Source organism: Pseudomonas sp. R38(2017) (assembly GCF_002112395.1).
In the GTDB taxonomy this organism is placed as follows: domain Bacteria; phylum Pseudomonadota; class Gammaproteobacteria; order Pseudomonadales; family Pseudomonadaceae; genus Aquipseudomonas.
Window position 1 is genome coordinate 467261 of sequence record NZ_NEHN01000001.1, and the last position, 24695, is coordinate 491955.

General features: G+C 60.7%; 27 protein-coding genes. 24 read left to right on the forward strand and 3 right to left on the reverse strand.

Annotated features, from left to right (window positions below):
- Positions 1 to 36: 36 nt before the first annotated feature.
- The 24 genes from fabD (at position 37) to CAF87_RS02385 (ending at position 22562) form a co-directional block, all read left to right on the forward strand.
- Complete coding sequence (gene fabD, locus CAF87_RS02270; protein WP_085730464.1) at positions 37 to 975, forward strand: ACP S-malonyltransferase; 939 nt, start codon at positions 37 to 39, stop codon at positions 973 to 975.
- Between the two features lie 16 nt (positions 976 to 991).
- On the forward strand, positions 992 to 1735 hold the full coding sequence (gene fabG, locus CAF87_RS02275; protein WP_007950790.1) for a 3-oxoacyl-ACP reductase FabG: 744 nt from the start codon (positions 992 to 994) through the stop codon (positions 1733 to 1735).
- Positions 1736 to 1931: 196 nt separating this feature from the next.
- On the forward strand, positions 1932 to 2168 hold the full coding sequence (acpP, locus tag CAF87_RS02280; RefSeq protein ID WP_003175607.1) for an acyl carrier protein: 237 nt from the start codon (positions 1932 to 1934) through the stop codon (positions 2166 to 2168).
- Between the two features lie 108 nt (positions 2169 to 2276).
- Entirely contained in the window at positions 2277 to 3521 is a 1245-nt protein-coding gene (fabF, locus tag CAF87_RS02285) for a beta-ketoacyl-ACP synthase II (protein WP_007908259.1), read from the forward strand.
- Positions 3521 to 4336 (forward strand): aminodeoxychorismate lyase, encoded by an 816-nt coding sequence (gene pabC / locus CAF87_RS02290; RefSeq protein ID WP_085730465.1) that lies wholly within the window; start codon positions 3521 to 3523, stop codon positions 4334 to 4336. The genes fabF and pabC overlap by 1 nt, the downstream gene beginning before the upstream one ends.
- 3 nt (positions 4337 to 4339) lie before the next feature.
- Positions 4340 to 5521 (forward strand): endolytic transglycosylase MltG, encoded by a 1182-nt coding sequence (mltG, locus tag CAF87_RS02295; RefSeq protein ID WP_085730466.1) that lies wholly within the window; start codon positions 4340 to 4342, stop codon positions 5519 to 5521.
- 19 nt (positions 5522 to 5540) lie between these two features.
- Positions 5541 to 6173 (forward strand): dTMP kinase, encoded by a 633-nt coding sequence (gene tmk / locus CAF87_RS02300; protein WP_085730467.1) that lies wholly within the window; start codon positions 5541 to 5543, stop codon positions 6171 to 6173.
- A complete protein-coding gene (locus CAF87_RS02305) occupies positions 6166 to 7149 on the forward strand; it encodes a DNA polymerase III subunit delta' (protein ID WP_085730468.1) in 984 nt (327 codons plus the stop codon). The genes tmk and CAF87_RS02305 overlap by 8 nt, the downstream gene beginning before the upstream one ends.
- Positions 7150 to 7191: 42 nt before the next feature.
- Positions 7192 to 7548 (forward strand): PilZ domain-containing protein, encoded by a 357-nt coding sequence (locus CAF87_RS02310; protein WP_085704734.1) that lies wholly within the window; start codon positions 7192 to 7194, stop codon positions 7546 to 7548.
- Between the two features lie 15 nt (positions 7549 to 7563).
- A complete protein-coding gene (locus CAF87_RS02315; protein WP_085730469.1) occupies positions 7564 to 8349 on the forward strand; it encodes a TatD family hydrolase in 786 nt (261 codons plus the stop codon).
- Positions 8350 to 8690: 341 nt separating this feature from the next.
- Complete coding sequence (locus CAF87_RS02320) at positions 8691 to 9329, forward strand: TetR/AcrR family transcriptional regulator (RefSeq protein ID WP_007950805.1); 639 nt, start codon at positions 8691 to 8693, stop codon at positions 9327 to 9329.
- Positions 9330 to 9467: 138 nt separating this feature from the next.
- A complete protein-coding gene (locus CAF87_RS02325) occupies positions 9468 to 10436 on the forward strand; it encodes a GTP 3',8-cyclase MoaA (protein ID WP_085730470.1) in 969 nt (322 codons plus the stop codon).
- Positions 10437 to 10556: 120 nt separating this feature from the next.
- On the forward strand, positions 10557 to 11162 hold the full coding sequence (locus tag CAF87_RS02330) for a DUF4823 domain-containing protein (protein ID WP_007950810.1): 606 nt from the start codon (positions 10557 to 10559) through the stop codon (positions 11160 to 11162).
- A 15-nt stretch (positions 11163 to 11177) separates the two neighbouring features.
- Complete coding sequence (locus CAF87_RS02335) at positions 11178 to 11738, forward strand: DUF1285 domain-containing protein (protein WP_085730471.1); 561 nt, start codon at positions 11178 to 11180, stop codon at positions 11736 to 11738.
- 101 nt (positions 11739 to 11839) lie between these two features.
- The gene (locus CAF87_RS02340) at positions 11840 to 12556 is read left to right on the forward strand and encodes a FadR/GntR family transcriptional regulator (protein WP_085730472.1); all 717 of its coding nucleotides are present in this window, start codon (positions 11840 to 11842) and stop codon (positions 12554 to 12556) included.
- A gap of 25 nt (positions 12557 to 12581) precedes the next feature.
- Positions 12582 to 13457: an SMP-30/gluconolactonase/LRE family protein gene (locus CAF87_RS02345; protein WP_085730473.1), complete on the forward strand. Its 876-nt coding sequence runs from the start codon at positions 12582 to 12584 to the stop codon at positions 13455 to 13457.
- A gap of 270 nt (positions 13458 to 13727) precedes the next feature.
- Positions 13728 to 14546, forward strand: a complete 819-nt coding sequence (locus CAF87_RS02350; protein ID WP_085730474.1) for an SDR family oxidoreductase — start codon at positions 13728 to 13730, stop codon at positions 14544 to 14546.
- A 143-nt stretch (positions 14547 to 14689) separates the two neighbouring features.
- Positions 14690 to 15694, forward strand: coding sequence for a substrate-binding domain-containing protein (locus CAF87_RS02355; protein WP_085730475.1), 1005 nt, complete (start codon positions 14690 to 14692; stop codon positions 15692 to 15694).
- Between the two features lie 56 nt (positions 15695 to 15750).
- On the forward strand, positions 15751 to 17295 hold the full coding sequence (gene araG / locus CAF87_RS02360; RefSeq protein WP_085730476.1) for an L-arabinose ABC transporter ATP-binding protein AraG: 1545 nt from the start codon (positions 15751 to 15753) through the stop codon (positions 17293 to 17295).
- Positions 17296 to 17307: 12 nt separating this feature from the next.
- A complete protein-coding gene (araH, locus tag CAF87_RS02365; RefSeq protein WP_085697229.1) occupies positions 17308 to 18276 on the forward strand; it encodes an L-arabinose ABC transporter permease AraH in 969 nt (322 codons plus the stop codon).
- Between the two features lie 118 nt (positions 18277 to 18394).
- Entirely contained in the window at positions 18395 to 19108 is a 714-nt protein-coding gene (locus CAF87_RS02370) for a GntR family transcriptional regulator (RefSeq protein ID WP_085730477.1), read from the forward strand.
- The gene (locus CAF87_RS02375; protein ID WP_085730478.1) at positions 19105 to 20103 is read left to right on the forward strand and encodes an ADP-ribosylglycohydrolase family protein; all 999 of its coding nucleotides are present in this window, start codon (positions 19105 to 19107) and stop codon (positions 20101 to 20103) included. The genes CAF87_RS02370 and CAF87_RS02375 overlap by 4 nt, the downstream gene beginning before the upstream one ends.
- A 70-nt stretch (positions 20104 to 20173) precedes the next feature.
- On the forward strand, positions 20174 to 21640 hold the full coding sequence (locus tag CAF87_RS02380) for a cytosine permease (RefSeq protein WP_085730479.1): 1467 nt from the start codon (positions 20174 to 20176) through the stop codon (positions 21638 to 21640).
- On the forward strand, positions 21633 to 22562 hold the full coding sequence (locus CAF87_RS02385; protein WP_085730480.1) for a PfkB family carbohydrate kinase: 930 nt from the start codon (positions 21633 to 21635) through the stop codon (positions 22560 to 22562). The genes CAF87_RS02380 and CAF87_RS02385 overlap by 8 nt, the downstream gene beginning before the upstream one ends.
- A gap of 47 nt (positions 22563 to 22609) precedes the next feature.
- Here CAF87_RS02385 and CAF87_RS02390 read toward each other — a convergent pair whose 3' ends face one another.
- The 3 genes from CAF87_RS02390 to CAF87_RS02400 all read right to left on the reverse strand — a co-directional run bounded on the left by CAF87_RS02390 (position 22610) and on the right by CAF87_RS02400 (position 24626).
- Complete coding sequence (locus CAF87_RS02390; RefSeq protein ID WP_085730481.1) at positions 22610 to 22990, reverse strand: Rho termination factor N-terminal domain-containing protein; 381 nt, start codon at positions 22988 to 22990, stop codon at positions 22610 to 22612.
- An 18-nt stretch (positions 22991 to 23008) separates the two neighbouring features.
- Positions 23009 to 23347, reverse strand: a complete 339-nt coding sequence (locus CAF87_RS02395; protein ID WP_085730482.1) for a hypothetical protein — start codon at positions 23345 to 23347, stop codon at positions 23009 to 23011.
- Between the two features lie 82 nt (positions 23348 to 23429).
- The gene (locus tag CAF87_RS02400) at positions 23430 to 24626 is read right to left on the reverse strand and encodes an MFS transporter (RefSeq protein ID WP_085730483.1); all 1197 of its coding nucleotides are present in this window, start codon (positions 24624 to 24626) and stop codon (positions 23430 to 23432) included.
- Between the last annotated feature and the right edge of the window lie 69 nt (positions 24627 to 24695).

A 24695-nucleotide genomic window follows, 5' to 3' on the forward strand; every position in this document is an offset into this window, starting at 1 on the left:
ATTTTTCCGACGACAAGATCATTAGGGGCTTGTTACATGTCTGCTTCCCTCGCATTCGTCTTTCCAGGACAGGGTTCGCAGTCCCTCGGCATGCTGGCCGAGCTGGGCGCGCAACATCCGCTGATCCTCGAAACTTTCAAAGAAGCATCCGAAGCTCTGGGCTACGACCTGTGGGCGCTGACCCAGCAGGGTCCGGAGGAGCTGCTCAACCAAACCGACAAAACCCAACCGGCCATTCTGACCGCTTCGATCGCCCTGTGGCGTCTGTGGCTGGCTGAAGGTGGTGCGCGCCCGGCATTTGTTGCCGGTCACAGCCTGGGTGAATACAGCGCACTGGTTGCTGCCGGCAGCCTGAGCCTGGCGGACGCGGTAAAACTCGTCGAGCGCCGTGGCCAGCTTATGCAGGAGGCTGTTCCGGCCGGGCAGGGCGGCATGGCTGCCATCCTCGGTCTGGAAGACTCCGATGTGCTGGCGGCCTGTGCCGAAGCGGCGCAAGGCGAAGTGGTCAGCGCGGTGAACTTCAACTCCCCGGGCCAGGTGGTGATCGCTGGTGCCAAGGCTGCTGTGGAGCGCGCCATCGAAGGCTGCAAGGCTCGTGGCGCCAAGCGTGCCATGCCGCTGCCAGTCAGCGTGCCGTCGCACTGCGAACTGATGCGTCCGGCTGCCGAGCGTTTCGCCGAGTCCATTGCTGCCATCGACTGGCAGGCGCCGCAGATCCCTGTGGTACAGAACGTCAGCGCTCAGGTGCCGGCGGATCTGGAAACCCTCAAGCGTGATCTGCTGGAGCAACTCTACAAGCCGGTTCGCTGGGTCGAGTCCGTACAGACTCTGGCAGCGAAAGGCGCGACCAATCTGGTCGAGTGCGGCCCTGGCAAAGTGCTGGCCGGTCTGAACAAACGTTGCGCCGAAGGCGTTTCGACTTCCAACCTCAATACCCCAGACGCTTTCGCTGCTGCTCGCGCAGCGGCTGTCTGAATCAGGAGAAACTTGCATGAGTCTGCAAGGTAAAGTTGCACTGGTCACCGGCGCAAGCCGTGGTATCGGCCAGGCTATCGCACTGGAACTGGGTCGTCAGGGCGCCATTGTTGTCGGCACCGCGACTTCCGCTTCAGGCGCCGAGCGCATTGCTGCGACCCTGAAAGAGAATGGCATTCAGGGTGCAGGTTTCGAACTGAACGTCACCAGCGACGAATCGGTCACCAAAGTGCTCGCGAGCATCCAGGAGCAGTTCGGTGCTCCGGTAGCGATCCTGGTCAACAATGCCGGCATCACCCGCGATAATCTGATGATGCGCATGAAAGACGACGAGTGGTACGACGTGATCGATACCAACCTGAACAGTCTGTATCGCCTGTCCAAGGGCGTTCTGCGCGGCATGACCAAGGCGCGTTGGGGTCGAATTATCAGTATTGGCTCGGTGGTGGGTGCCATGGGTAACGCTGGCCAAGTAAACTATGCAGCCGCCAAGGCCGGTCTGGAAGGTTTCAGCCGTGCCATGGCGCGTGAAGTCGGTTCGCGTTCGATTACGGTCAACTCGGTAACCCCAGGGTTCATCGACACCGATATGACTCGCGAGCTGCCTGAAGCACAGCGTGAAGCCTTGCAGACGCAGATTCCGCTGGGCCGTCTGGGACAAGCTCAAGAGATCGCTTCCGTGGTCGCTTTTCTTGCTTCCGACGGTGCGGCATACGTGACCGGGGCTACAATCCCGGTTAACGGCGGGATGTACATGTAATTCAAATGTGACGGATTGCTTCAAAAAAATGTCATACGAGCTGTCTAAAATCCGTTATAAAGCTGCAATCTATTTATAGGCAGAGGGTCGCAGGGTTTGAGGAGTGAAGCTTTCAGTTGAAAAGCTGAAAAGTCTTTCTATACACTTACCCACTGGCCAGCTGCCTGAATTTGTCCATTAGGAGTGAAAACAAGGTATGAGCACCATCGAAGAGCGCGTCAAGAAAATCGTTGCCGAGCAACTGGGTGTTAAAGAAGAAGAAGTGGTTAACACTGCTTCCTTCGTAGAAGACCTGGGTGCCGACTCCCTTGACACCGTTGAGCTGGTGATGGCTCTGGAAGAGGAATTCGAGACCGAAATCCCTGACGAAGAAGCTGAGAAGATCACTACTGTACAAGCTGCAATCGACTACGTTACTAGCCACCAGGCGTAATAGTTTGTAATCGTTGCTTGCTGTCATGGAAAAACCGCACTGCCATCATGGCGTGCGGTTTTTTCTTTAGGCCTGATGCAAAGTCGTCATTTGAAAAAGGAGAGTGCTGTGTCGCGTAGACGCGTCGTAGTCACCGGTATGGGTATGTTGTCGCCACTGGGCACGGATGTGCCGAGCAGTTGGCAGGGCATTCTGGCTGGCCGCAGTGGCATTGGTCTGATCGAACACACCGACCTTTCTGCCTATTCCACCCGCTTTGGCGGCTCGGTAAAGGGCTTCAATGTCGAGGAATACCTGTCGGTCAAGGAAGCGCGCAAGCTTGACCTGTTCATTCAGTACGGTCTGGCGGCAGGCTTTCAAGCTGTGCGCAATGCCGGTCTGGAAGTCACCGATGCCAACCGTGAACGCATTGGCGTGGCCATGGGTTCAGGTATCGGCGGTCTGACCAACATCGAAGAAACCAGCCGCACCCTGCACGAGACCGGTCCGCGCCGGATTTCTCCGTTCTTTGTGCCTGGCTCGATCATCAATATGATTTCCGGTTTCCTGTCCATCCACCTGGGTGCACAGGGGCCTAACTACGCCATCGCCACAGCGTGTACCACCGGTACGCACTGCATCGGCATGGCGGCGCGCAACATCATGTACGACGAAGCCGACGTGATGATTGCCGGCGGTGCCGAGATGGCTGCTTGCGGTCTGGGCATGGGCGGCTTCGGCGCCTCCCGCGCACTGTCGACCCGCAACGACGAACCGACCCGCGCCAGCCGTCCATGGGACAAGGGCCGTGACGGCTTCGTACTGTCCGACGGCGCTGGCGCCCTGGTGCTCGAAGAACTCGAGCACGCCAAGGCCCGTGGCGCGACCATTTACGCCGAGTTGATCGGTTTCGGCACCAGTGGCGATGCGTTCCACATGACGTCGCCACCTGCCGACGGCGCCGGTGCTGCACGCTGCATCACCAATGCGCTGCGCGATGCGAAGATCAATGTTGATCAAGTGCAATACATCAACGCCCACGGCACTTCGACGCCGGCCGGTGACCTCGCCGAAGCCAATGCGATCAAGTCGGTGTTCGGTGATCACGCCTACAAACTGGCGGTCAGCTCCACCAAGTCCATGACCGGTCACCTGTTGGGTGCAGCGGGCGCGGTGGAGGCGATCTTCAGCGTGCTGGCGATCAACAGCCAGGTGGCGCCGCCGACCATCAACCTCGATGAACCGGACGAAGGTTGCGACCTCGACTTCGTGCCGCACACCGCGCGCAACATGGACATCGATGTCGTGCTGTCCAACTCGTTCGGGTTTGGCGGCACCAACGGCACGTTGGCGTTCCGTCGGTTCGCCGGCTGATGGACTGCTGGGTCGACGGTCAACCGGCTGACACTCTGTCGCTGAAAGATCGCGGCCTGGCTTACGGCGACGGTCTGTTCGAGACCATTGCCGTGCGTAACGGCCAGCCTTTGCTGCTGGAGCGACACCTGACGCGACTGGCCGAAGGTTGTTCACGCCTGGCCATCGCGGTGGATATCGAGCTGATCCGTAGCGAGCTGCAAGCCTATGCAGCGGCCATGGGCGAGGGTGTGCTCAAGCTCATCCTCACCCGTGGCGACGGTTTGCGCGGTTATGCGCCGGATCCTTCGGCGCCTGGCCGACGCATTCTGCAAGGCAATCCTCCCGCTGCTTATCCTGCCGTTCATGGCGAGCAAGGCGTTCGCCTGTTTCCATGTACGACGCGTTTATCTGTCCAGCCCTTGCTGGCAGGTCTCAAGCACCTCAATCGTCTGGAACAAGTCCTCGCTCGCGCCGAGTGGCAAGACAGCGAGCACGCCGAAGGCTTGATGCTCGACCAGGCAGGCCGTGTGATCGAAGGCGTGTTCAGCAACCTGTTTCTGGTACGTGATGGCGTGCTGGTCACGGCGGATCTGAAACGCTGCGGCGTGGCCGGTGTGATGCGCGCCGAATTATTGTTTCAGGCAGCGTCATCGGGTATCCCCGTGCAAATCACCGATATCAGCCTCGATCAGCTGCAATGGGCTGATGAAGTCTTTGTCTGCAACAGCGTGTATGGCGTCTGGCCGGTACGCGCGTACGCTGCACTGAGCTGGCCGGTTGGGCCGCTCACCCGTAAACTGCAAACCATTGCCCGCACGCTACTGGATGCCTGATTCGTGAGACGTAAACTTTTGCTGCTGCTGGAAACCGGACTGGTTCTGGCAGGGCTGTTGCTGGGCGCCAGCGCCTGGAAGATTCATTCGGCGCTGGAACAGCCCCTGAACATCACGCAGGAAGAACTGCTGGATGTGCCCAAGGGATCCACGCCGACCCGCACTATTCTTGGACTTGAAGCCGATGGCGTGATCAAGGACGCTTTCTGGCTACGCATTTACTGGCGCTACAACCTTGCAGGCACTCCGATCCATAAGGGCGAGTACCGCATGCAGCCGGGCATGACCGTCAAAGGCCTGATCGATCTGTGGAAGCGTGGCGAAGTGGTTCAGTACAGCCTGACACTCGTTGAAGGCTGGAATTTCCATCAGGTACGCGCCGCACTGGCGAAAGATGAAAAGATCGAGCAGACCCTGACCGGTCTGAGCGACAGCGATGTGATGAGCAAAATCGGCCACAAGGGCGTGTTTCCCGAAGGTCGATTCTTCCCAGATACCTACCGTTTCGTACGCGGGGCCTCCGATACCGAGCTGCTGAAAAAGGCGTTCGACCGCCTCGATGAAGTGCTGGCCAAGGAATGGGAAACCCGCGCCACCGATGTGCCCTACACCGAGCCTTACCAGGCGCTGATCATGGCGTCACTGGTTGAGAAGGAAACCGGCGTTCCCCAAGAGCGTGGCCAGATTGCCGGCGTGTTCGTGCGTCGCATGGCGCTGGGCATGCAGCTGCAGACCGACCCGACGGTGATCTACGGTCTGGGTGATCGCTACAACGGCAAGCTGACTCGTGCTCATCTCAAGGAAGCCACGCCGTACAACACTTATGTGATTCCGGGGCTGCCGCCGACGCCGATTGCGATGGTTGGCCGCGAGGCGATTCACGCCGCGTTGAACCCGGTGGAAGGCACCAGCCTCTACTTTGTCGCCCGGGGCGATGGCAGCCACGTGTTCTCCGATGACCTCGATGCACACAACAGTGCGGTGCGTGAGTACCAGCTCAAGCGGCGCGCGGATTACCGTTCGAGTCCGGCGCCGGCTTCGACGTCCGAAGCCGCTCCGACAACCGGGGAAGCGGTTCCTGCCGCATCACCCGACACTGCACCAGAGTCGTTGCCGCCGGTTCCTGCCCAAGAGCCCGCGCCGACTCCGGAAACAGAAGCGGCCGCACCGCAAACTGCGCAATGACTTTGATTAAGGACTGCCTGTGACTGGCTTGTTTATTACCCTGGAAGGCCCGGAAGGCGCCGGCAAGAGCACCAATCGCGAATACCTCGCCGAGCGCCTGCGCGCCGCCGGTATAGAAGTGGTGCTGACCCGCGAACCCGGCGGTACGCCGCTGGCCGAGCGCATTCGTGAGGTGTTGCTGGCCCCGGTCGATGAAGTGATGAACCCGGACACCGAGTTGCTGCTGGTGTTCGCCGCCCGTGCCCAGCATCTGGCTGAAGTCATCCGCCCGGCACTGGCCCGTGGCGCGGTGGTGCTGTGTGATCGTTTTACTGATTCGACTTATGCCTACCAGGGCGGTGGCCGCGGCTTGTCGCTGGAGCGCATTGCGGCGCTGGAGACTTTTGTTCAGGGTGATCTGCGCCCTGACCTGACGCTGATTTTCGATCTGCCGGTGGAAATCGGTTTGGCCCGGGCCAGCGCCCGGGGGCGTCTGGATCGCTTCGAGCTGGAAGGTCGGGCGTTTTTCGAGGCGGTGCGCAGCGCGTTCCTCAAGCGTGCCGAGGCGGATCCGGCGCGTTACGTGCGGATCGACGCCGGCCAGCCGTTGGTGCAGGTCCAGCAGTCGCTGGATGTCTTGCTCCCGCGTTTGCTGGAGCTGAGCCGTGGCTGAGGCCTATCCGTGGCAGGACAGTCTCTGGCAGCAACTGGCCGGACGCACCCAGCACGCCCACGCGTATCTGTTGCACGGGCCGGCCGGGATCGGCAAGCGCGCGCTGGCCGAGCGCCTGATGGCCAGCCTGTTGTGCCAGCGTCCGACGCCTGAGGCCTGCGGCGAGTGCAAATCCTGCCTGCTGCTCAAGGCCGGCAGCCACCCGGACAATTACATCCTCGAACCGGAAGAAGCGGACAAGGCGATCAAAGTCGACCAGGTGCGAGATCTGGTCAGTTTCGTGGTGCAGACCGCGCAACTAGGTGGTCGCAAGGTAGTGCTGATCGAACCGGTGGAGTCGATGAACATCAACGCCGCCAACGCCTTGCTCAAGAGCCTCGAAGAACCGTCCGGCGATACCGTGCTGTTGCTGGTCAGTCACCAGCCGAGCCGCTTGTTGCCGACCATCAAGAGCCGCTGCGTGCAGCAGGCCTGTCCGCTGCCGAGCGAGGCCATGAGTCTGCAGTGGCTGGCTCAGGCGCTGCCGGAATGTTCCGAAGACGAACGTGTTGAACTGTTGACCCTGGCCGCCGGTTCGCCATTGGCCGCCGTCAATCTGCAGGGGCAGGGCGTGCGCGAACAGCGGGCGCAAGTGGTCGAAGGCGTGAAGAAACTGCTCAAACAGCAGCAATCGCCGACGCAACTGGCCGAGGAGTGGAAAAACATTCCGATGCTGCGTCTGTTCGACTGGTTCTGCGACTGGTCGAGCCTGATCCTGCGCTATCAATTGACCCAGGATGAAGCGGGCCTCGGTCTGACCGACATGCGCAAGGTTGTGCAGTATCTGGCGCAGAAAAGCGCCCAGCGCAAAGTCCTCGATATCCAGGACTGGATTCTCGCCCAGCGCCAGAAAGTCCTGAGCAAGGCCAACCTCAATGCGGCATTGCTGCTGGAAGCGTTGTTGGTGCAATGGGCGGGATTGCCTGGCCAAAGATAAGAATGTGTACCTAGACTCTGAACATCAGCAGTGGAGGTCAACATGAATGAACCCGTCAGCCCGGGGCCGCGCAACGGCATCTTGTCCCTGACCATCAAGGACAAGTCTGTCCTTTATGCCGCGTACATGCCGTTCATCAGGAACGGTGGCCTGTTCATCCCGACCAACAAGAGCTACAAGTTGGGCGACGAGGTGTTCATGTTGCTGAACCTGATGGATGAGGCGGAGAAGATTCCAGTGGCCGGCAAAGTCGCCTGGATCACCCCCAAAGGCGCCCAAGGCAACCGCGCGGCCGGCGTCGGCGTGCAATTCAACGATGGCGACAACACCGCGCGCAGTCGCATCGAAACTCATCTGGCCGGAGCCCTCAAGTCCGACCGTCCCACTCATACGATGTAAGTTGCAGTCCTTTTTATGCTCGTAGATTCCCATTGTCACCTTGATCGCCTCGACCTCGCCGTTCACGACGGTTCCCTGGATGCCGCGCTGGATGCGGCCCGCCAGCGTGGAGTCGGGCATTTCCTGTGCATTGGCGTCAGCGCCGATAACGCCGCCGACGTCAAAGCCCTGGCCGAGCGTTACGACGACGTCGATTGCTCGGTTGGCGTGCATCCGCTGGATGTGCAGCCGGGCGCCGCGCCGGCGCTGGACTGGCTGCTGCACGAGCTCAATCACCCGAAAGTGGTGGCGATCGGCGAAACCGGTCTGGACTACCACTACGAGCCGGAAGCCGCCGAACTGCAGCAGGAATCGTTCCGTCTCCATCTGCAGGCCGCGCAACAGACTGGCAAACCGGTAATCATCCACACCCGTGGTGCCCGCGCGGACACGCTTGAACTGTTGCGCGAAGCCGCGCTGCCCCAGGCCGGTGTGCTGCATTGCTTCACCGAAGACTGGGACATGGCCAAGGCAGCGCTGGACATGGGTTATTACATTTCCCTGTCGGGTATCGTCACCTTCCGCAATGCCGATGCGCTGCGCGACGTGGCGAGCAAGGTTCCGGCTGATCGTCTGCTGGTGGAAACCGATTCGCCGTACCTGGCACCGATCCCGTATCGCGGCAAGCCGAACCTGCCGCAATACGTGCGGGAAGTGGCAGAGTTTCTGGCGATGCTGCGAGGCGAGAATTACGAGCGCTTTGCCGAGCAGACCACGGAGAACTTCAAGCGACTGTTTCCGCTGGCGCACGTAAAAGCCTGAATCGCAGGCAAAAAAAACCCGGGTTCTGGGGGGTGAATCCGGGTTAAGACCATTAGGAGTAAAACAAAGGCACGCGGTCCCTTGGTACCTTTACCGGCGCGACACTTGGGGGAGATGTCGCCCGACAGTTCAAGTATTGATCAGTCTGGCGTTCAGTCCAGTTGGCCGGTCGGGGTTTTTAAACAAATTTGGAATACGTTCGCTTCGGTTATGTTCTCATTGCCCCCGAAACGTTCGTGAAATGAACAAGAAACGCAGATATGGTCGGATGATCCGTGCATTTTTGCGCAAGTTAGGCATAATACGCGGCTTCGAATTTTGACCCCTACAGACCTTTTCTTATGCACAAAGAACCTCGTAAGGTCCGTGAGTTTCGTCGCCGCGAGCAAGAAATTCTCGATACCGCGCTCAAGCTGTTCCTCGAACAAGGTGAAGACAGTGTCACCGTCGAGATGATTGCTGATGCCGTGGGTATCGGCAAAGGCACGATCTACAAGCACTTCAAGTCCAAGGCGGAAATCTATCTGCGCTTGATGCTCGATTACGAGCGCGACTTGAACGAGCTGTTGCATTCGGCCGATGTCGACAAGGACAAGGAAGCCCTGTCCCGTGCCTACTTTGAATTCCGCATGCGCGACCCGCAGCGCTATCGCCTGTTCGATCGCCTGGAAGAGAAGGTGGTCAAGGGCAATCAGGTGCCTGAGATGGTCGAGGAGCTGCACAAGATCCGCGCCTCGAACTTCGAACGCCTGACCCTGCTCATCAAGGGCCGCATCAGCGAAGGCAAGCTCGAAGACGTGCCGCCATACTTCCATTACTGCGCATCCTGGGCGCTGGTGCACGGCGCAGTGGCGCTGTATCACTCGCCGTTCTGGAGCAATGTGCTGGAAGATCAGGAAGGTTTCTTCCAGTTCCTGATGGACATCGGCGTGCGCATGGGCAACAAGCGCAAGCGCGACCCTGAAACGCCAAGCAGCTGAATCATTCAGTCGCCTTATGCGCCGTGTTTTTCGCTACATGGCGCAGTACCGCAGGAATATACTCAGGCATAGGGCTTGCTAAAACTTGAATTGTGAGTCAAGTTTTAGCCGCTCGATTTTCCATCGCCGGAGTGCTTCATGATCGTTGACCGTCAAGGCAGGCGTTTTCGCAATTTGCGGATCAGTCTGACTTCAGCCTGCAATTACGCTTGTACCTACTGCGTGCCCAACGGCAAGCGGCTGGTGGCTGCGCAGGATGAACTGTCGGCCGAGGCCATGGCACGCGGCGTGGCCTATCTGATCGAAGCCGCCGGCATTGAGCGCCTGCGCATCACAGGCGGTGAGCCGCTGGTCAGTCCCAAACTCGAATCCTTCATGAGCGCCGTCGGCAAGATGGGGCTGGAAGACATCAGCCTGACCACCAACGGCCAGTTGCTCGCAAAAAAACTGCCGTTGCTGGTGGATGCCGGTATACGCCGGATCAACGTTTCCCTCGATACCCTGGACGCCGGCGCGTTCCGCAGCATTGCCCGTGGGGGCGATCTGGCAACGGTGCTCGACGGGATGGATCGAGCCAAAGCGGCGGGCATGAAGATCAAGGTCAACATGGTGCCGCTGCGCGGGCAGAACCTCGACCAGGTCATGCCATTGCTCGATTACTGCCTTGAGCAAGGCTACGAGCTGCGTTTCATCGAGCTGATGCGCATGGGCCACCTGGCCAAAGACTCCAACGCCTTCCTGCAACAGTTCGTCAGCCTGCAACAACTGCTGGAACTGATTGGCGAGCGTTACGAGTACGCGCAAACCGATGCACCGGTAGACGCCACGGCTGTTCGCTACGCGATTCCCGGTCTCGGCAATTTCGGCGTGATCGCCAACGAAAGCGTACCGTTCTGCCGAACCTGCTCGCGCCTGCGCCTGTCGTCGACCGGATGGCTGCATGGCTGCTTGTCATCGAGCAACCGCCACTATGTCGGTGACTTGCTCGACAAGCCGCGCCACGAGGCGCTGCCGGCATTGCAACGATTGCTGGTCAAGGCCTTGGGTGACAAGCAGGAAGTCGCATTCTCCGGTGGCGCCACCGTCATGAAGATCATCGGCGGCTAAATCTCTCGTCACCAAAACTCTATTTCAAACCGGATACCTGCACATTTCCATGGACTGGCGCAAAAGCTGCATCCTACGGCCATTCGCCGGTTTTCCGTCACCGGCTTCTGGAGGATTAGGATGCGTAGCCTGGTTTTGCTGCTGGCCGTTTTGGCGCTGGGCGGCTGTATGACTGTCAGTGACATGGCCGAAGGGACTCGCTACCAGATGAGCGACGCGGGCCTGCTGGATCACAGCGACAGCCGCCGCGTAAACAATTTCCGCATTCAGCCGGATTCGTTTATCTACATCGCGCAGGGTTCGTTCGCACCGCCGGGTGGTTCTTACCCGCGTCCCAACGTAGTCGCTGAAGAGGCCTTCAAAGGTTTCGTCGAATACTTCCCGATGGTCCGCCGGGCCCGTGCGCCGGAGGGCCTCGACCAGGCGATGGGCGAAGCCCGCGACGCCGGTGCCCACTACCTGCTGTACACCCGTTTCGCCAAGGCCGACGACCGCATCGGCAACTCCGATGAGTGGCTGGATCAGGAAGCCGTGGATCGCCTCGGTATCGACGGCGGCGTGATTCAGATCATGTTGATCGAGACCAGCACCCAGTATTTGATTGATACTGCACGGATCAAGAGTCGTGGCGGTTTACTGACGTTCCACGACAACAAGCCCGAAGACCTGATCGGCCCACCGCTTGCGCAATATGCGCGCAGCCTGCTGGGCGTCGGGGACCAGTAATTCAAGGAGTACGCCATGAGTGGCCCGCAAAAAGCCAATGACCTGCTGGGGCAAATCCCCAAAACCAAAGGCTTGCCGCCGGTGCACTTGTGGAACCCGGATTTCTGCGGCGACATCGACATGCGTATCGCCCGCGACGGCACCTGGTACTACCTGGGTACGCCGATCGGGCGCAAGCCGATGGTCAAGCTGTTCTCCACCATCATCCGCCGCGATGGCGATGATTATTTCCTGATCACGCCGGTGGAGAAGGTCGGGATCAAGGTCGACGACGCGCCCTTCGTGGCGATTGCCGTCGAGGTGGAAGGCGAGGGTGAGGCGCAAGTGCTGCGCTTTACCACCAACGTCGATGAAACCACCGAGGCCGGCGCGGAACATCCGATCCGCGTCGAGATCGACCCGGCCACTCAAGAACCTGCCCCCTACGTGCATGTACGCACCAACCTCGAAGCGCTGATCCACCGCAACGTGTTCTACCAATTGGTCGAGCTGGCAGTCAGCCGTGAAATCGATGGTCAGCGCTGGCTCGGTGTCTGGAGCGGTGGCGAGTTCTCCCCCATCGACCTCGAACCCTAAAAAACCGCAGTCTGTGAAAGCAGGCTGCGGTTTTTTGTCGTTGACTCCCAATCATATGATGATTAGCGTAGGCACCCACAGCGAACGGCTTCGGGGTGTCCATGTCGAGCAGTTTTCACGCATCAACGGTTGACTGGCTGGGCGCCTGGATTGCCGCCGGCCAGGTGAAACCCGGGCAGGCGATCAAGGTCGAGGCTGAGCTGGGTGAACAGCTCGGTGTCAGTCGCACCGTGATCCGCGAAGCCATCAAGACCCTCGTCGCCAAAGGCCTGCTCGAAGTCGGGCCGAAAGTCGGCACGCGGGTGTTGCCGATCAAGCGCTGGAACCTGTTCGATCCGCAAGTCGTCGGCTGGCTGTCACGCAGCGGCCTGCCGGAAAACTTCGTCGATGACTTGCTCGACCTACGCCGCACCATCGAACCGATGGCGGTGCGCTGGGCCTGTGAGCGGGCGAGCGTCGAACAGGTGCAAGCCGTGCGGCAGGCCTACAACGCGCTGGAACGGGCGGTGGACAGCGGCATCGATTACAACCGCGCCGACCAGTTCTTCCACGAGTGCATTCTCGCCGCCAGTCACAATCAATTCATTGAGCAGATGGTGCCGGCTCTCGGCGCGCTGCTTGCTGTGTCCTTCGAAGTGTCTGCCGCCGACCCCGACGAATTGCGCCGCACACTGCCCATTCACAAAGACATGGCCGACGCCATCGCCGCCCGGGATGCCGCGCGCGGGGTGTGGGCTTGTATGACCCTGATCGACAATGCCGACCTGGCCATCAAGCGGTTTTACCCGCAGGTAATGGCCGACAAAAAAGCCAGCTGACAAAAACAACAAGACAGGAGGTTGCATGACGTGGACTGCGGTGACAGAGCATCGGGCGCAACTGGGCGAAGGACCGTTCTGGGACGCGCCGACCCAGGCGCTGTACTGGGTCGACATCGCCGGCAGGCAGGCACTGCGGCTGATCGGGCAGAACGTGCAGATCTGGCAGATGCCGGAACACGTCTCGGCGTTCATTCCCTGCGCCAGTGGCGATGCGCTGGTGACTCTGAGTAGCGGCGTCTACCGACTCGATCTGGATTCCCCCGGACTTGAACCACGGTTGACGCTGTTCTGCGTCGCCGACCCGCAACCGGGCAATCGGGCCAACGAAGCGCGTTGCGATGGCCAGGGCCGGTTGTGGCTCGGCACCATGCAAAACAACATCGGAGAGCAGGGCGAGGATCTGCCGATCACCCGACGTTCCGGCGGCCTGTTTCGGGTTGATCCGGATAAACGAGTCACGCCATTGCTGCGTGGCCTGGGAATTCCCAACACGCTGCTCTGGAGCGATGACGGCACCACGCTGTTGTTCGGCGACAGCCTCGACGGCACGTTGTATCGCTATTTCATCCACACCGACGGCAACCTCGACACTGCCCGGCCTTGGTACGGCGCCGATCAGAACGGTGGCCCGGACGGTTCGGCGATGGACGCCGAGGGCTACATCTGGAACGCCCGCTGGGACGGCAGTTGCCTGCTGCGCCTGACGCCGGATGGCCAAATCGACCGCAAGATCGATCTGCCGATCAGCCGCCCCACCAGTTGCGTATTCGGCGGCGAAGACCTGAAAACCCTGTACGTCACCAGCGCCAAAAGTCCTCTGAACCACCCGCTGGATGGCGCCGTGCTGTCGTTGAGAGTGGATGTCGCCGGAAAGCTCTGTACGCGTTTCGCTGATTAAGTCCCAGAATGTGGGATGCAAAATTATATATTGAGATTATTTGGCGGTCGGGTTTATAGTCGGCTCCAGCAGTAACACGCACTCACACTTAAAAAGAACAAAACAGGTGAAGTGATGCAGCGAATTTCTATCGCACTCCTTAGCGGAGTCAGCGTCTCGCAACGGCCCGATGCCGTCTGCGGCGCTCGCCTGTTTCGTTCCAAAAGCCTTCCAGACCGGACATCGTCAGATGCCCGGTTTTTTTATGCTTTCGAACAGGAGTCCTGATTCATGGCTGAACCTCTGTCCCTGCCACCGGTGCCCGAACCACCCAAAGGCGAGCGCCTGAAAAACAAGGTTGTGTTGCTGACCGGCGCCGCCCAAGGCATCGGCGAAGCTATCGTTGCGACCTTCGCCTCCCAGCAGGCGAAACTGGTGATCAGCGATATCCAGGCTGAAAAAGTCGAGAAAGTCGCCGCGCACTGGCGCGAGCAGGGCGCCGATGTACAAGCGATCAAGGCCGATGTATCGCGCCAGCAGGATGTGCACGCCATGGCCAAGTTGGCCATCGAGCTGCACGGGCGCATCGATGTGCTGGTCAACTGCGCCGGGGTCAACGTGTTCCGCGATCCGCTGCAAATGACCGAAGAAGACTGGCGCCGCTGCTTCGCCATCGACCTCGACGGCGCCTGGTATGGCTGCAAAGCCGTGTTGCCGCAGATGATCGAGCAGGGCATCGGCAGCATCATCAATATTGCCTCGACCCATTCCACGAACATCATTCCCGGTTGCTTCCCGTATCCGGTGGCCAAACACGGCTTGCTCGGTCTGACCCGCGCGCTGGGCATCGAGTACGCGCCGAAGGGCATTCGCGTCAACGCCATCGCCCCGGGCTATATCGAAACCCAGCTCAACGTCGATTACTGGAACGGTTTCGCCGACCCGCACGCTGAACGCCAGCGCGCCTTTGACCTACATCCGCCAAAACGCATCGGCCAACCGATCGAAGTGGCGATGACCGCCGTGTTCCTGGCCAGTGATGAAGCACCGTTCATCAACGCTTCGTGCATCACCATCGATGGTGGTCGCTCGGTGATGTACCACGACTAAAAACCGGATTTCAGGGGGAAAGGTCCGTCTGAAATCCAATCATCATACGATATGACTATTGTCCTGATGATTTACAGAAACATGCTTCGACCGCTTCAACGCTTTTCAAATAACGCTCAAGAAAAATAACAAGGAGTCTGCTTATGAAACGTCGTTTCGGGATTCGTACCCTGTGCAGTACCGCGCTGGCGGTCACTGCGTTCAGCCTGAGCAGTTCGCTGCTGGCCGCCGATCCGGTGAAGATCGGTTTCCTGGTCAAGCAGGCCGAAGAACCGTGGTTCCAGACCGAATGGGCTTTCGCTGAAAAAGCTGCCAAGGACAAAGGTTTCGAGCTGATCAAGATCGCCGTGCCGGATGGCGAGAAAACTCTCTCGGCCATCGATAGCCTCGCGGCCAACGGCGCCAAAGGCTTTGTGATTTGTCCGCCGGACGTGTCCCTCGGCCCGGCGATCATGGCCAAGGCCAAACTCAATGACCTGAAAGTGATTGCCGTCGACGATCGTTTCGTCGACGCCAACGGCAAGTTCATGGAAGAGGTGCCGTACCTCGGCATGGCTGCGTTCGAAGTCGGCCAGAAGCAGGGCGCCGCCATGGCCGCCGAGGCGAAAAAACGTAACTGGGACTGGAAAGACACCTACGCCGTTGTGAACACCTACAACGAACTCGACACCGGCAAGAAGCGCACCGACGGCTCGATGAAGGCGCTCTTGGATGCCGGCCTGCCGAAAGAGCACATTCTGACCGCCGCCCTGAAAACCCTCGACGTACCGGGCAGCATGGACGCCACCAACTCGGCGCTGGTCAAGCTGCCCGGCGCAGCGAAGAACCTGATCATCGGCGGCATGAACGACAACACCGTGCTGGGCGGCGTGCGCGCCACTGAAGCCGCCGGGTTTGCCGCCGCCAACGTGATCGGCATCGGCATCAATGGCACTGACGCGATCGGCGAGCTGAAAAAGCCCAATAGCGGCTTCTACGGTTCGATGCTGCCGAGCCCGCACATCGAGGGCTACAACACCGCGAGCATGATGTACGAGTGGGTCACCACCGGCAAAGAACCGCCGAAGTACACCGCGATGGACGACGTCACCCTGATCACCCGCGATAACTTCAAGCAGGAGCTGGAGAAGATCGGCCTGTGGAACTGACGGCAGCGGCGGCCCGGGCAGCCGGGCCGCTTGAACGGTGTGATGAGGTGGTTCAAATGCACGCGCAAGTACAAACACAACAACACAGCGCCAGCGGTAGCCTGCGGTTCAACGGGATCGGCAAGACCTTCCCGGGCGTTAAGGCGCTGGACGGCATCAGTTTTGTCGCTCACCCCGGGCAGGTTCACGCCTTGATGGGCGAGAACGGCGCCGGCAAATCGACCCTGCTGAAAATCCTCGGCGGCGCCTACATTCCGAGCAGCGGCGAACTGCAGATCGGCGAGCGGTCGATGGCCTTCAAGTCCACCGCCGACAGCATCGGCAGCGGCGTGGCGGTGATTCACCAGGAGTTGCATCTGGTGCCGGAAATGACCGTGGCCGAGAACCTGTTTCTCGGCCACCTGCCGGCCAGCTTCGGCCTGATCAATCGCGGCGCGCTGCGCCAGCAGGCGTTGGCTTGTCTCAAAGGCCTGGCCGACGAAATCGACCCACAAACCAAGGTCGGGCGCCTGTCCCTCGGCCAGCGGCAACTGGTGGAAATCGCCAAGGCACTGTCCCGTGGCGCCCATGTGATTGCCTTTGACGAACCGACCAGCAGCCTCTCGGCACGGGAAATCGACCGGTTGATGGCGATCATCGGTCGGCTGCGCGACGAGGGCAAAGTCGTGCTCTACGTCTCCCATCGCATGGAAGAAGTGTTCCGCATCTGCGACGCGGTGACGGTGTTCAAGGACGGTCGCTACGTGCGCACTTTCGATGACATGAGCCAGTTGACCCACGATCAACTGGTGACCTGCATGGTCGGGCGCGACATTCAGGACATCTACGATTATCGCGGTCGCCCCCGTGGCGCGGTGGCGCTGAGAGTCGATGGATTGCTCGGCCCGGGCCTGCGTGAGCCGATCAGTTTCGACGCGCACAAAGGCGAGATTCTTGGCCTGTTCGGACTGGTCGGGGCAGGGCGCACCGAGCTGTTCCGGTTGCTCAGTGGGCTGGAGCGCAACACCGCCGGACGCCTTGAATTGCGCGGTCATGAACTGAAGCTGCGCTCGCCCCGTGATGCGATCGCTGCCGGGATTCTACTGTGCCCGGAGGATCGCAAGAAGGAAGGCATCATCCCGCTCGCCAGCGTCGCCGAGAACATCAACATCAGTGCGCGTGGCGCCAATTCCGGGCTCGGATGCCTGCTGCGCGGGATCTGGGAAAAGGGCAACGCCGACAAACAGATCAAGGCCCTGAGAGTGAAAACCCCACACGCCGGGCAGCAGATCAAGTTTCTCTCAGGCGGCAATCAGCAGAAGGCGATTCTCGGCCGCTGGCTGTCGATGCCGATGAAAGTCCTGCTGCTCGACGAGCCGACCCGTGGCATCGACATCGGTGCCAAGGCCGAGATCTACCAGATCATCCATAACCTGGCCGCCGACGGTATTTCGGTGATCGTGGTGTCCAGCGATCTGATGGAAGTGATGGGCATTTCCGACCGCATTCTGGTGCTGTGCGAGGGCGCCCTGCGTGGCGAAGTCAGCCGCGACCAGGCCAATGAATCCAACCTGCTGCAACTGGCTTTGCCGCGCCACCGCGCTGACGGCGTGGCGAACTGAGAGGTGACTATGATGACAACCCAAAACGAAACCCTGCCGACCGCGCGCAAACCTCTGGATATGCGGCGCTTTCTTGATGACTGGGTGATGTTGCTGGCGGCGGTCGGCATTTTTCTCGCCTGCACCTTGTTGATCGACAACTTCCTCTCGCCGCTGAACATGCGCGGTCTGGGCCTGGCGATTTCCACCACCGGGATTGCCGCGTGCACCATGTTGTACTGCCTGGCGTCCGGGCATTTCGACTTGTCGGTGGGTTCGGTGATTGCCTGTGCCGGGGTGGTTGCGGCGGTGGTGATGCGCGACACCAACAGCGTGTTTCTCGGTGTCAGCGCGGCGCTGGTGATGGGCCTGATCGTCGGGTTGATCAACGGCATCGTGATCGCCAAGTTGCGGGTCAATGCGTTGATCACGACGCTGGCGACCATGCAGATCGTTCGTGGCCTGGCCTACATTTTTGCCAACGGCAAAGCGGTGGGCGTGTCGCAGGAGTCGTTCTTCGTGTTCGGCAACGGCCAGTTGTTCGGTGTTCCGGTACCGATCCTTATCACCATCGTCTGCTTCCTGTTTTTCGGTTGGTTGCTGAACTACACGACGTACGGGCGCAACACCATGGCCATCGGCGGCAACCAGGAGGCGGCGTTGCTCGCGGGTGTAAATGTCGATCGCACGAAGATCATCATCTTCGCCGTGCATGGGGTGATCGGTGCGCTGGCGGGGGTGATTCTGGCGTCGCGGATGACTTCCGGGCAGCCGATGATCGGGCAGGGGTTTGAACTGACGGTGATTTCGGCTTGCGTGCTGGGCGGGGTGTCGCTCAGCGGCGGGATCGGGATGATCCGGCATGTGATTGCCGGGGTGTTGATTCTGGCGATTATCGAGAATGCGATGAACCTGAAGAATATCGACACGTTTTATCAGTATGTGATTCGGGGTTCGATTCTGCTGCTGGCTGTAGTGATCGACCGTCTGAAACAGCGCTGAGATCAATATTCTGCTAACCCTCTCCTTTGGGAGAGGGTGCCTCCAGTGCCGCGCCTTTTGTCACCTTTCCCAAAAATTACCTTGCCCGTCCCAACCCGTTTCGGTTATCACTTTGTACATGATTAGACAGGTACGATTTGACAAGAAACAACGGGTGGTCGACGAACTCGTCCGACGCATCGAAAGCGGCCTCATGGAGGACGGCTTTCTGTTGCCCGGCGAGCATCAGTTGGCTCAGGAATTCAACGTCAGCCGTGGCACGTTGCGCGAAGCGCTGGCCGAACTGAAACGGCGCAATTACATCGCCACGCAAAGCGGGGTCGGTTCCATCGTCACTTTCGACGGTGTGGCGCTCGATCAGCGCAGCGGCTGGGCCCAGGCCCTGGCTGACAGCGGGGCACTGATCAACACCGAAGTGTTGCGCCTGGAAGCCGTGACCCGGCCCGATCTGCTGCCGCGCTTCGGCACCGACCAATTCATCACCCTTGACCGCCGTCGCCGTTCCAATGACGGCACGGCGGTGTCCCTTGAACGTTCTCTGATGCCCGCCACCGGAGGCCTGGAAAGCCTGCCGCGGGTCGGTCTGATCGACAATTCCCTGACCATTACCCTGGCGGCCTATGGCTACATCGGCGAACGCGGCGATCAGTGGATCGGCGCCGAGCCGCTCAACGCTGTCGATGCCGAATTGCTCGGGCGTCCGGAAGGCACGGTGTTCCTCAAGGCATTGCGCACTACGTACGACCGGCAGAACCGTTTCATGGAACAGGTCGAAAGCCTGCTCGACCCGGTGCATTTCCGTCTGCACCTGCAATTTGGAGAAACGAAATGACCGCCCTCGACCGTGCCTTGGGCGCGTTTTACGGCCTGGCCCTCGGCGATGCGCTGGGGATGCCGACGCAATCCCTGAACCGCGAAACCATCAGGCAGCGCTTCGGCCAGATCACTGATCTGCAAGACGCCGGCCCCTTGCAACCGATTGCCGCGAACATGCCCAAGGGCTCGATCACCGATGACACCGAGCAGGCGATTCTGGTCGGCGAGTTGCTGGTCAAAGGCAAGGGCCGGATCGAGCCGGCAATGCTGGCGCAACGGCTGATCGAATGGGAAGCCGAGATGCAGGCCAAGGGCTCGCAGGACTTGCTCGGCCCGTCCACCAAGCGTGCCATCGAGATGATCCTCGCCGGTCATTCGCCGGAAGAGGCCGGACGCTACGGCACTACCAACGGCGCGGCGATGCGCATCACGCCGGTGGGGATTGCGGCGGATGTTGGTGACCCAGAGCGCTTCATCGCGGCAGTGGTGCAGGCCTGTCAGGTCACTCACAACACCACGCTGGGGATTTCCAGTGCGGCGGCAGTGGCGGCGGTGGTCTCTGCCGGCATCAACGGCGTGGATCTGGGTGAGGCGCTGAACCTCGGTCAACAGATCGCCCAGCAAGCAGAAGCACACGGGCACTGGGTGGCCGGTGGACGCATCGCGTCGCGGATCAGTTGGGCACGCAGCATCAGTGTCGAAAGTGACCCGGTGTTGCTCGCGGATCTGCTGTACGACGTGATCGGCACTTCGGTGGCGTCGCAGGAATCGGTGGTGGTGTCGTTCGCCCTCGCGCAGCAAGTCGCGGTCGGTGAAATGACGCCGTTCGAGGCGCTGTGCATGGCCGCGAGCCTGGGGGGCGACACCGACACCATCGCCGCGATTCTCGGCGCCATGCTCGGGGCCTGTCTGGGCCTACAGAGCTGGCCGGTGCCGATGATTGAAACCGTCAAAACCGTCAACGATCTGGAGCTGGAACCATTGGTGAAAGGACTCCTCGCGCTGCGCTGAAACGCCGCCCGCCACACGTCAATCAACTGTCTTGCCGACAACCACAACAATGGCAACAGGAGCATTTTTCATGAGTTCATTGAACGCCGGGCAAAGCGCCGGGCAACTGGAAACCCGCGGCATCGAACCGGTGCCGGAAGGCGAGTGCAACGGCCATCCGCTGCAACTGTTCTGGGTCTGGTTTGCTGCCAATATTTCCATCCTCGGCCTGCCGCTGGGCGCCACGCTGGTAGCGTTTCGCGGCTTGGCGATCTGGCAGGCGATCATCGTCGCAATCCTCGGCGCCGCCGGTTCTTTTGCGGTGGTGGGGATCATCTCGATTGCCGGCCGTCGCGGTCGTGCGCCGAGCCTGACTTTGTCTCGGGCGATCTTCGGTGTGCGCGGCAATATCGGCCCGACGCTGGTGTCGCTGATGTCGCGCCTGGGCTGGGAAACCGTCAATACCACCACCGCCGCGTTCGTGCTGTTGTCGTTGTGCTCGATCCTGTTCGGCTCGCCGGTGGAAGCTAAAAGCGCGCCGGTGCTGACCCTGATTTTCATCGCGATTTTCGTGCTGCTTACTCTGTCGGTGTCCGGCCTCGGCCACGCCACCTTGTTGGTGATCCAGAAGTGGGCGACCTACGTGTTCGGCGCGCTGAACATTCTGGTCGGCGGCTTCCTCTGCGCGACCATCGACTGGAGCGCGGTGTTCAACGCCACGCCGGCGCCGATGAGCGCGATGATCATCGGTATCGGCACCATGGCGGCCGGCACCGGGATCGGCTGGGCCAACGCCGGCGCCGACATGTCGCGCTATCAGCATCGCAGCGTCAAAGCCGTGCGCCTGGTCGCGTCGGCAGCGTTTGGTGCGGGGATTCCGCTGGTGCTGTTGATCACCCTCGGCGGCCTGCTGTCGGTGGGCAACAACGATCTTGCCTCGGCGACTGACCCGATCGTGGCTATCCGCGACATGCTGCCGACCTGGATGGCCGTGCCGTACCTGATCACCGCGTTCGGTGGCCTGTTGCTGTCGAACAACCTGTCGGTGTACTCCGCCGGCCTGACCACGCTGACCCTCGGCCTGAAGGTCAAACGCGTGTACGCGGTGGTGGTCGACATCGTCGCGATCTTCGCCGGTTCGATCTACTTCATGCTGATCGCCGACAGTTTCTACGGCCCGTTCATCACTTTCATTTCCCTGCTGGCGGTGCCGATCACCGCTTGGGTCGGGATCTTCGTGGTCGACCTGATTCACCGTCACTACTACAGCCCGAAAGACCTGCTGGACGTCAGCCCGAGCAGCGCCTACTGGTACAGCGGCGGCATCGAGTGGCGCGCGTTCGGCGCGTGGGCGATTGCCATCGTGCTGGGCTTCAGTTTCACCACCATCGGCACCACCGCCGAGAACGTCTGGTTCAAGGGCTTCCTGTCCGACTCGTGGCTGGGTCATAACGGCCTCGGCTGGATCGTGACCTTTGTGGTGGCCGGCGGCATTTACTTCGTACTCGGCGGGGCGAAAGACCGCCGCGCCGCGCAAACCGAGAATGCTCATGCCTAAGATGTTGCACACCGGCCAGGTCATTATCGACCTGGTCATGGCCGTGGATGCGCTACCCCAAATCGGCGGTGACGTGCTGGCGCAGTCCGCCAGTTTCGAAGCCGGCGGCGGTTTCAATGTGATGGCCGCCGCTGCGCGCAACGGCTTGCCGGTGGTCTACCTCGGTCGCCACGGCAACGGCCGTTTCGGCGATCTGGCGCGGCAGGCGATGAACGCCGAAGGCATTCGCATCGGCATCGAACAACCTGCAAAACGCGACACTGGCATTTGCGTTGCGCTGACCGACGCGTCGGCCGAGCGCAGTTTCATTTCCTACATCGGCGCTGAAGGTGAAGTGACGGCGGCGGAGTTGAATAGCGTTGCCGCCGAGGCGGGGGACTATGTCTACGTCAGCGGCTACAGCCTGCTGCACAGTGGCAAGGCGCAGGCGTTGCTGGACTGGACGCTGGCGCTGCCGAAGACGATCAATGTGGTGTTCGATCCGGGCCCGCTGGTGGAATCACCGGACTCACCGATGATGCAGGCCTTGTTGCCGCGCATTGATGTGTGGACCAGCAACAGCGTTGAAGCGCTGCGTTTTACCGGCGCAGTGGACATCGAAACGGCACTGGATCGCTTGGCTGTGCACCTGCCGCAGGAAGCGCTGAAGGTGGTGCGCGACGGCCCGCAGGGTTGCTGGATTCATCAGCACGGCGAGCGTCGGCATGTGTCGGGTTTCAAGGTGCAGGCTGTGGACAGCAACGGTGCCGGCGATGCCCATGCCGGTGTGTTTGTCGCCGGGCTGGCGCAAGGTCGGGCGGCTGATGAAGCCGCGAGGCGCGCCAACGCTGCAGCCGCGTTGGCCGTCACTCGCTGGGGGCCGGCGACTGCGCCGGGAGGTGATGAAGTCGATGCACTGATCCGCGAGACTTGCGATCACTGATCTATTGCTTTCACGAACAGGCCTGACGACTCACCTCCCGGCCTGATTCAACTCGCCTTGCGCAGCGCCGCTATCAGTTCGTCCTTACGCATCGAGGAGCGCCCGGGAATCTTCCGGTCCCGGGCTTCCTTGCGCAGGCTCTCGACCGTCTGCACTTCGCGCGACGCCTTGCTGTTGCGCGATTGACCTTCACGACTCACCACCGCGCGACGTGCCGACTCCTTGCGATCTTCGGACTTGGCGCTGGCCGGTTTCCGGCGTCCGGAACCACCGGCCTTTTCTCCGCCGCCGGACTGTTTATTCACCGTTGCCCAGGCGCGCGCTTCGGCTTCATCCTTCGACACACCTTTCTTTTCGTAACTGTCTTCAATGTGCTCGGCCTTGCGCTTTTGCTCGGCGGTGTACTTGGTTTTGCTTCCACGAGGCATGGTGCTTCTCCTGTCGAATTACTGACCGGTGCCCTCGGAGCCCGAACCACCGGTCGTGGTTTTCGAACCGATACCGGAGCCGGAGTTGTCTGGGGTAGTGGGAGAATCCGGCGTGTTCATACCACCCTGGCGACCCGGGTCATTGCCTTGGGTGCGCGGATCGGTTCCTGTGGCCGGCGGTTGATTGATCAGCGGAACGCCGGAGCCATCGGTATTCATGCCCGGAGCGCTGTTGATCGCAGGGGCGCGCGGTGGCGTGACCGGATCGGTGGGGCCGGTGCCCGTGGCGGTCGCGGCGAACGCCATGGGGCAGAGCAGGGTGGCAAACACGAAAGCAGTCAACCTTGACGAGATCATGGTGTGTCTCCAGTGATTGGGATCCTTACCTGATCTTGGTCTGCTCGCGCGCGGCATAGGTGCCGATAGAGTGACGAACGGTTCAGTTCGTCAGAGCGCTTTCCACCGTGAGTCGTCGCCAGAGCAGACGGCCGACAGTGATCGACCAGTTCAACGCCGCCACCGCCAGCACTGTCAGCAACAGCGTCGTCATGTCGTGTTCGACAATGATTTTTCCTGCCAGTAGCGGAAAGCCGAATACACCGATGAAATAAGAAAGACTGAACAGCAACAATGCCTGGGACGTGGTGCCGGCGGGTGCTTCGTTTGCCGCCAGTCCGTTGATCACCGAGTAGGTGAGGCCATAACCGACACCGAGCATCACCGCTGCCAGCAGATAGCTGAAGCCACTTTGCACGCCGAACGCGAACAACATGATCGAACTCAGCATCAACCCCGAAAGCAGACACGATGCCCGCAGCGGATCACGTTTGACTACGTAGCCTGCGATCAACATTCGACTGCTGATCGCGGCGCTCATGAAACCCAGGAAGAACAGCGAATAGTCCAGCGAACGGGCGGCGGCATAGCTGGTCTGGAAACTCGACAGCCCCCCGAACACGCAACCGCCGAGGCCGACCATGATGATCGGAAACACGGCTCGTGAACTGAGCACCCGAGCAGTCGCCTGCCAGCTGATTTTTGCCGCTGACGCGGCTTGTGTACTGTTCAAACGAGCACCGAGACGCCAGAACAGCAGCACTCCGACCAGGCTCGCCGTAGCCGCCAGATAGAACGCCGACGTCACCGGCAAACCCAGCGCAGTGGCGGATCGCCCGAGCAGCGGGCCGCTGCCGATCCCGGTCATCATGCTGCCGGACAGCAGCGCAAAGTATTTCGCCCGCTGTGCCGGGCTCACCAGACTGGCGACGATGATCGGCCCCAGCGTATAGAAAACGCCCCAGCCCAATCCAAGCAGCAAACCGAAAAACAGCAGCAGATGGCCGAAGCCCGGCGTCATCGCAAACCCGAGGCTCGCCGCCACCAGCAACAGCCCGAACAGCGCAATCGAACGCGCCGCACCCAGCCAGTCGGACAGGTGCCCGGACACCAGCACCGCAACGAAGGTGCTGAGCATCGCCGCACTGATCACGCTGCCGGCGTCGTGCTCGTTGCCACCGCGAGAACCGATCAGCAGCGAGAGCAGAAACGTCGCGCCATAAGACAGCGACAACAGATAACTGGCGAGGCAGAACAGGCCGAACAGTTTGCCCGGGACCTGAGGTGTTGCTTGAGGCATGACGCGGTTCCTTGACCGGAAAAATCGAGCGTCATCTATCTAACACGCCAGTCCTGTGGTTTAGGTCTG

Bases quoted from the DNA above. Each gene is read 5' to 3' on its own strand.
- CAF87_RS02355 (WP_085730475.1), top strand. From the start codon at position 14,690: ATGAAACGTCGTTTCGGGATTCGTACCCTGTGCAGTACCGCGCTGGCG.
- CAF87_RS02390 (WP_085730481.1), bottom strand. From the start codon at position 22,990: ATGCCTCGTGGAAGCAAAACCAAGTACACCGCCGAGCAAAAGCGCAAG.
- CAF87_RS02320 (WP_007950805.1), top strand. From the start codon at position 8,691: ATGCACAAAGAACCTCGTAAGGTCCGTGAGTTTCGTCGCCGCGAGCAA.
- CAF87_RS02380 (WP_085730479.1), top strand. From the start codon at position 20,174: ATGAGTTCATTGAACGCCGGGCAAAGCGCCGGGCAACTGGAAACCCGC.
- CAF87_RS02310 (WP_085704734.1), top strand. From the start codon at position 7,192: ATGAATGAACCCGTCAGCCCGGGGCCGCGCAACGGCATCTTGTCCCTG.
- CAF87_RS02400 (WP_085730483.1), bottom strand. From the start codon at position 24,626: ATGCCTCAAGCAACACCTCAGGTCCCGGGCAAACTGTTCGGCCTGTTC.
- araH (WP_085697229.1), top strand. From the start codon at position 17,308: ATGACAACCCAAAACGAAACCCTGCCGACCGCGCGCAAACCTCTGGAT.
- CAF87_RS02315 (WP_085730469.1), top strand. From the start codon at position 7,564: ATGCTCGTAGATTCCCATTGTCACCTTGATCGCCTCGACCTCGCCGTT.
- fabG (WP_007950790.1), top strand. From the start codon at position 992: ATGAGTCTGCAAGGTAAAGTTGCACTGGTCACCGGCGCAAGCCGTGGT.
- CAF87_RS02350 (WP_085730474.1), top strand. From the start codon at position 13,728: ATGGCTGAACCTCTGTCCCTGCCACCGGTGCCCGAACCACCCAAAGGC.
- acpP (WP_003175607.1), top strand. From the start codon at position 1,932: ATGAGCACCATCGAAGAGCGCGTCAAGAAAATCGTTGCCGAGCAACTG.
- araG (WP_085730476.1), top strand. From the start codon at position 15,751: ATGCACGCGCAAGTACAAACACAACAACACAGCGCCAGCGGTAGCCTG.
- pabC (WP_085730465.1), top strand. From the start codon at position 3,521: ATGGACTGCTGGGTCGACGGTCAACCGGCTGACACTCTGTCGCTGAAA.
- CAF87_RS02385 (WP_085730480.1), top strand. From the start codon at position 21,633: ATGCCTAAGATGTTGCACACCGGCCAGGTCATTATCGACCTGGTCATG.
- CAF87_RS02325 (WP_085730470.1), top strand. From the start codon at position 9,468: ATGATCGTTGACCGTCAAGGCAGGCGTTTTCGCAATTTGCGGATCAGT.
- CAF87_RS02370 (WP_085730477.1), top strand. From the start codon at position 18,395: ATGATTAGACAGGTACGATTTGACAAGAAACAACGGGTGGTCGACGAA.
- CAF87_RS02375 (WP_085730478.1), top strand. From the start codon at position 19,105: ATGACCGCCCTCGACCGTGCCTTGGGCGCGTTTTACGGCCTGGCCCTC.
- CAF87_RS02345 (WP_085730473.1), top strand. From the start codon at position 12,582: ATGACGTGGACTGCGGTGACAGAGCATCGGGCGCAACTGGGCGAAGGA.
- fabD (WP_085730464.1), top strand. From the start codon at position 37: ATGTCTGCTTCCCTCGCATTCGTCTTTCCAGGACAGGGTTCGCAGTCC.
- CAF87_RS02395 (WP_085730482.1), bottom strand. From the start codon at position 23,347: ATGATCTCGTCAAGGTTGACTGCTTTCGTGTTTGCCACCCTGCTCTGC.
- CAF87_RS02330 (WP_007950810.1), top strand. From the start codon at position 10,557: ATGCGTAGCCTGGTTTTGCTGCTGGCCGTTTTGGCGCTGGGCGGCTGT.
- CAF87_RS02340 (WP_085730472.1), top strand. From the start codon at position 11,840: ATGTCGAGCAGTTTTCACGCATCAACGGTTGACTGGCTGGGCGCCTGG.
- CAF87_RS02335 (WP_085730471.1), top strand. From the start codon at position 11,178: ATGAGTGGCCCGCAAAAAGCCAATGACCTGCTGGGGCAAATCCCCAAA.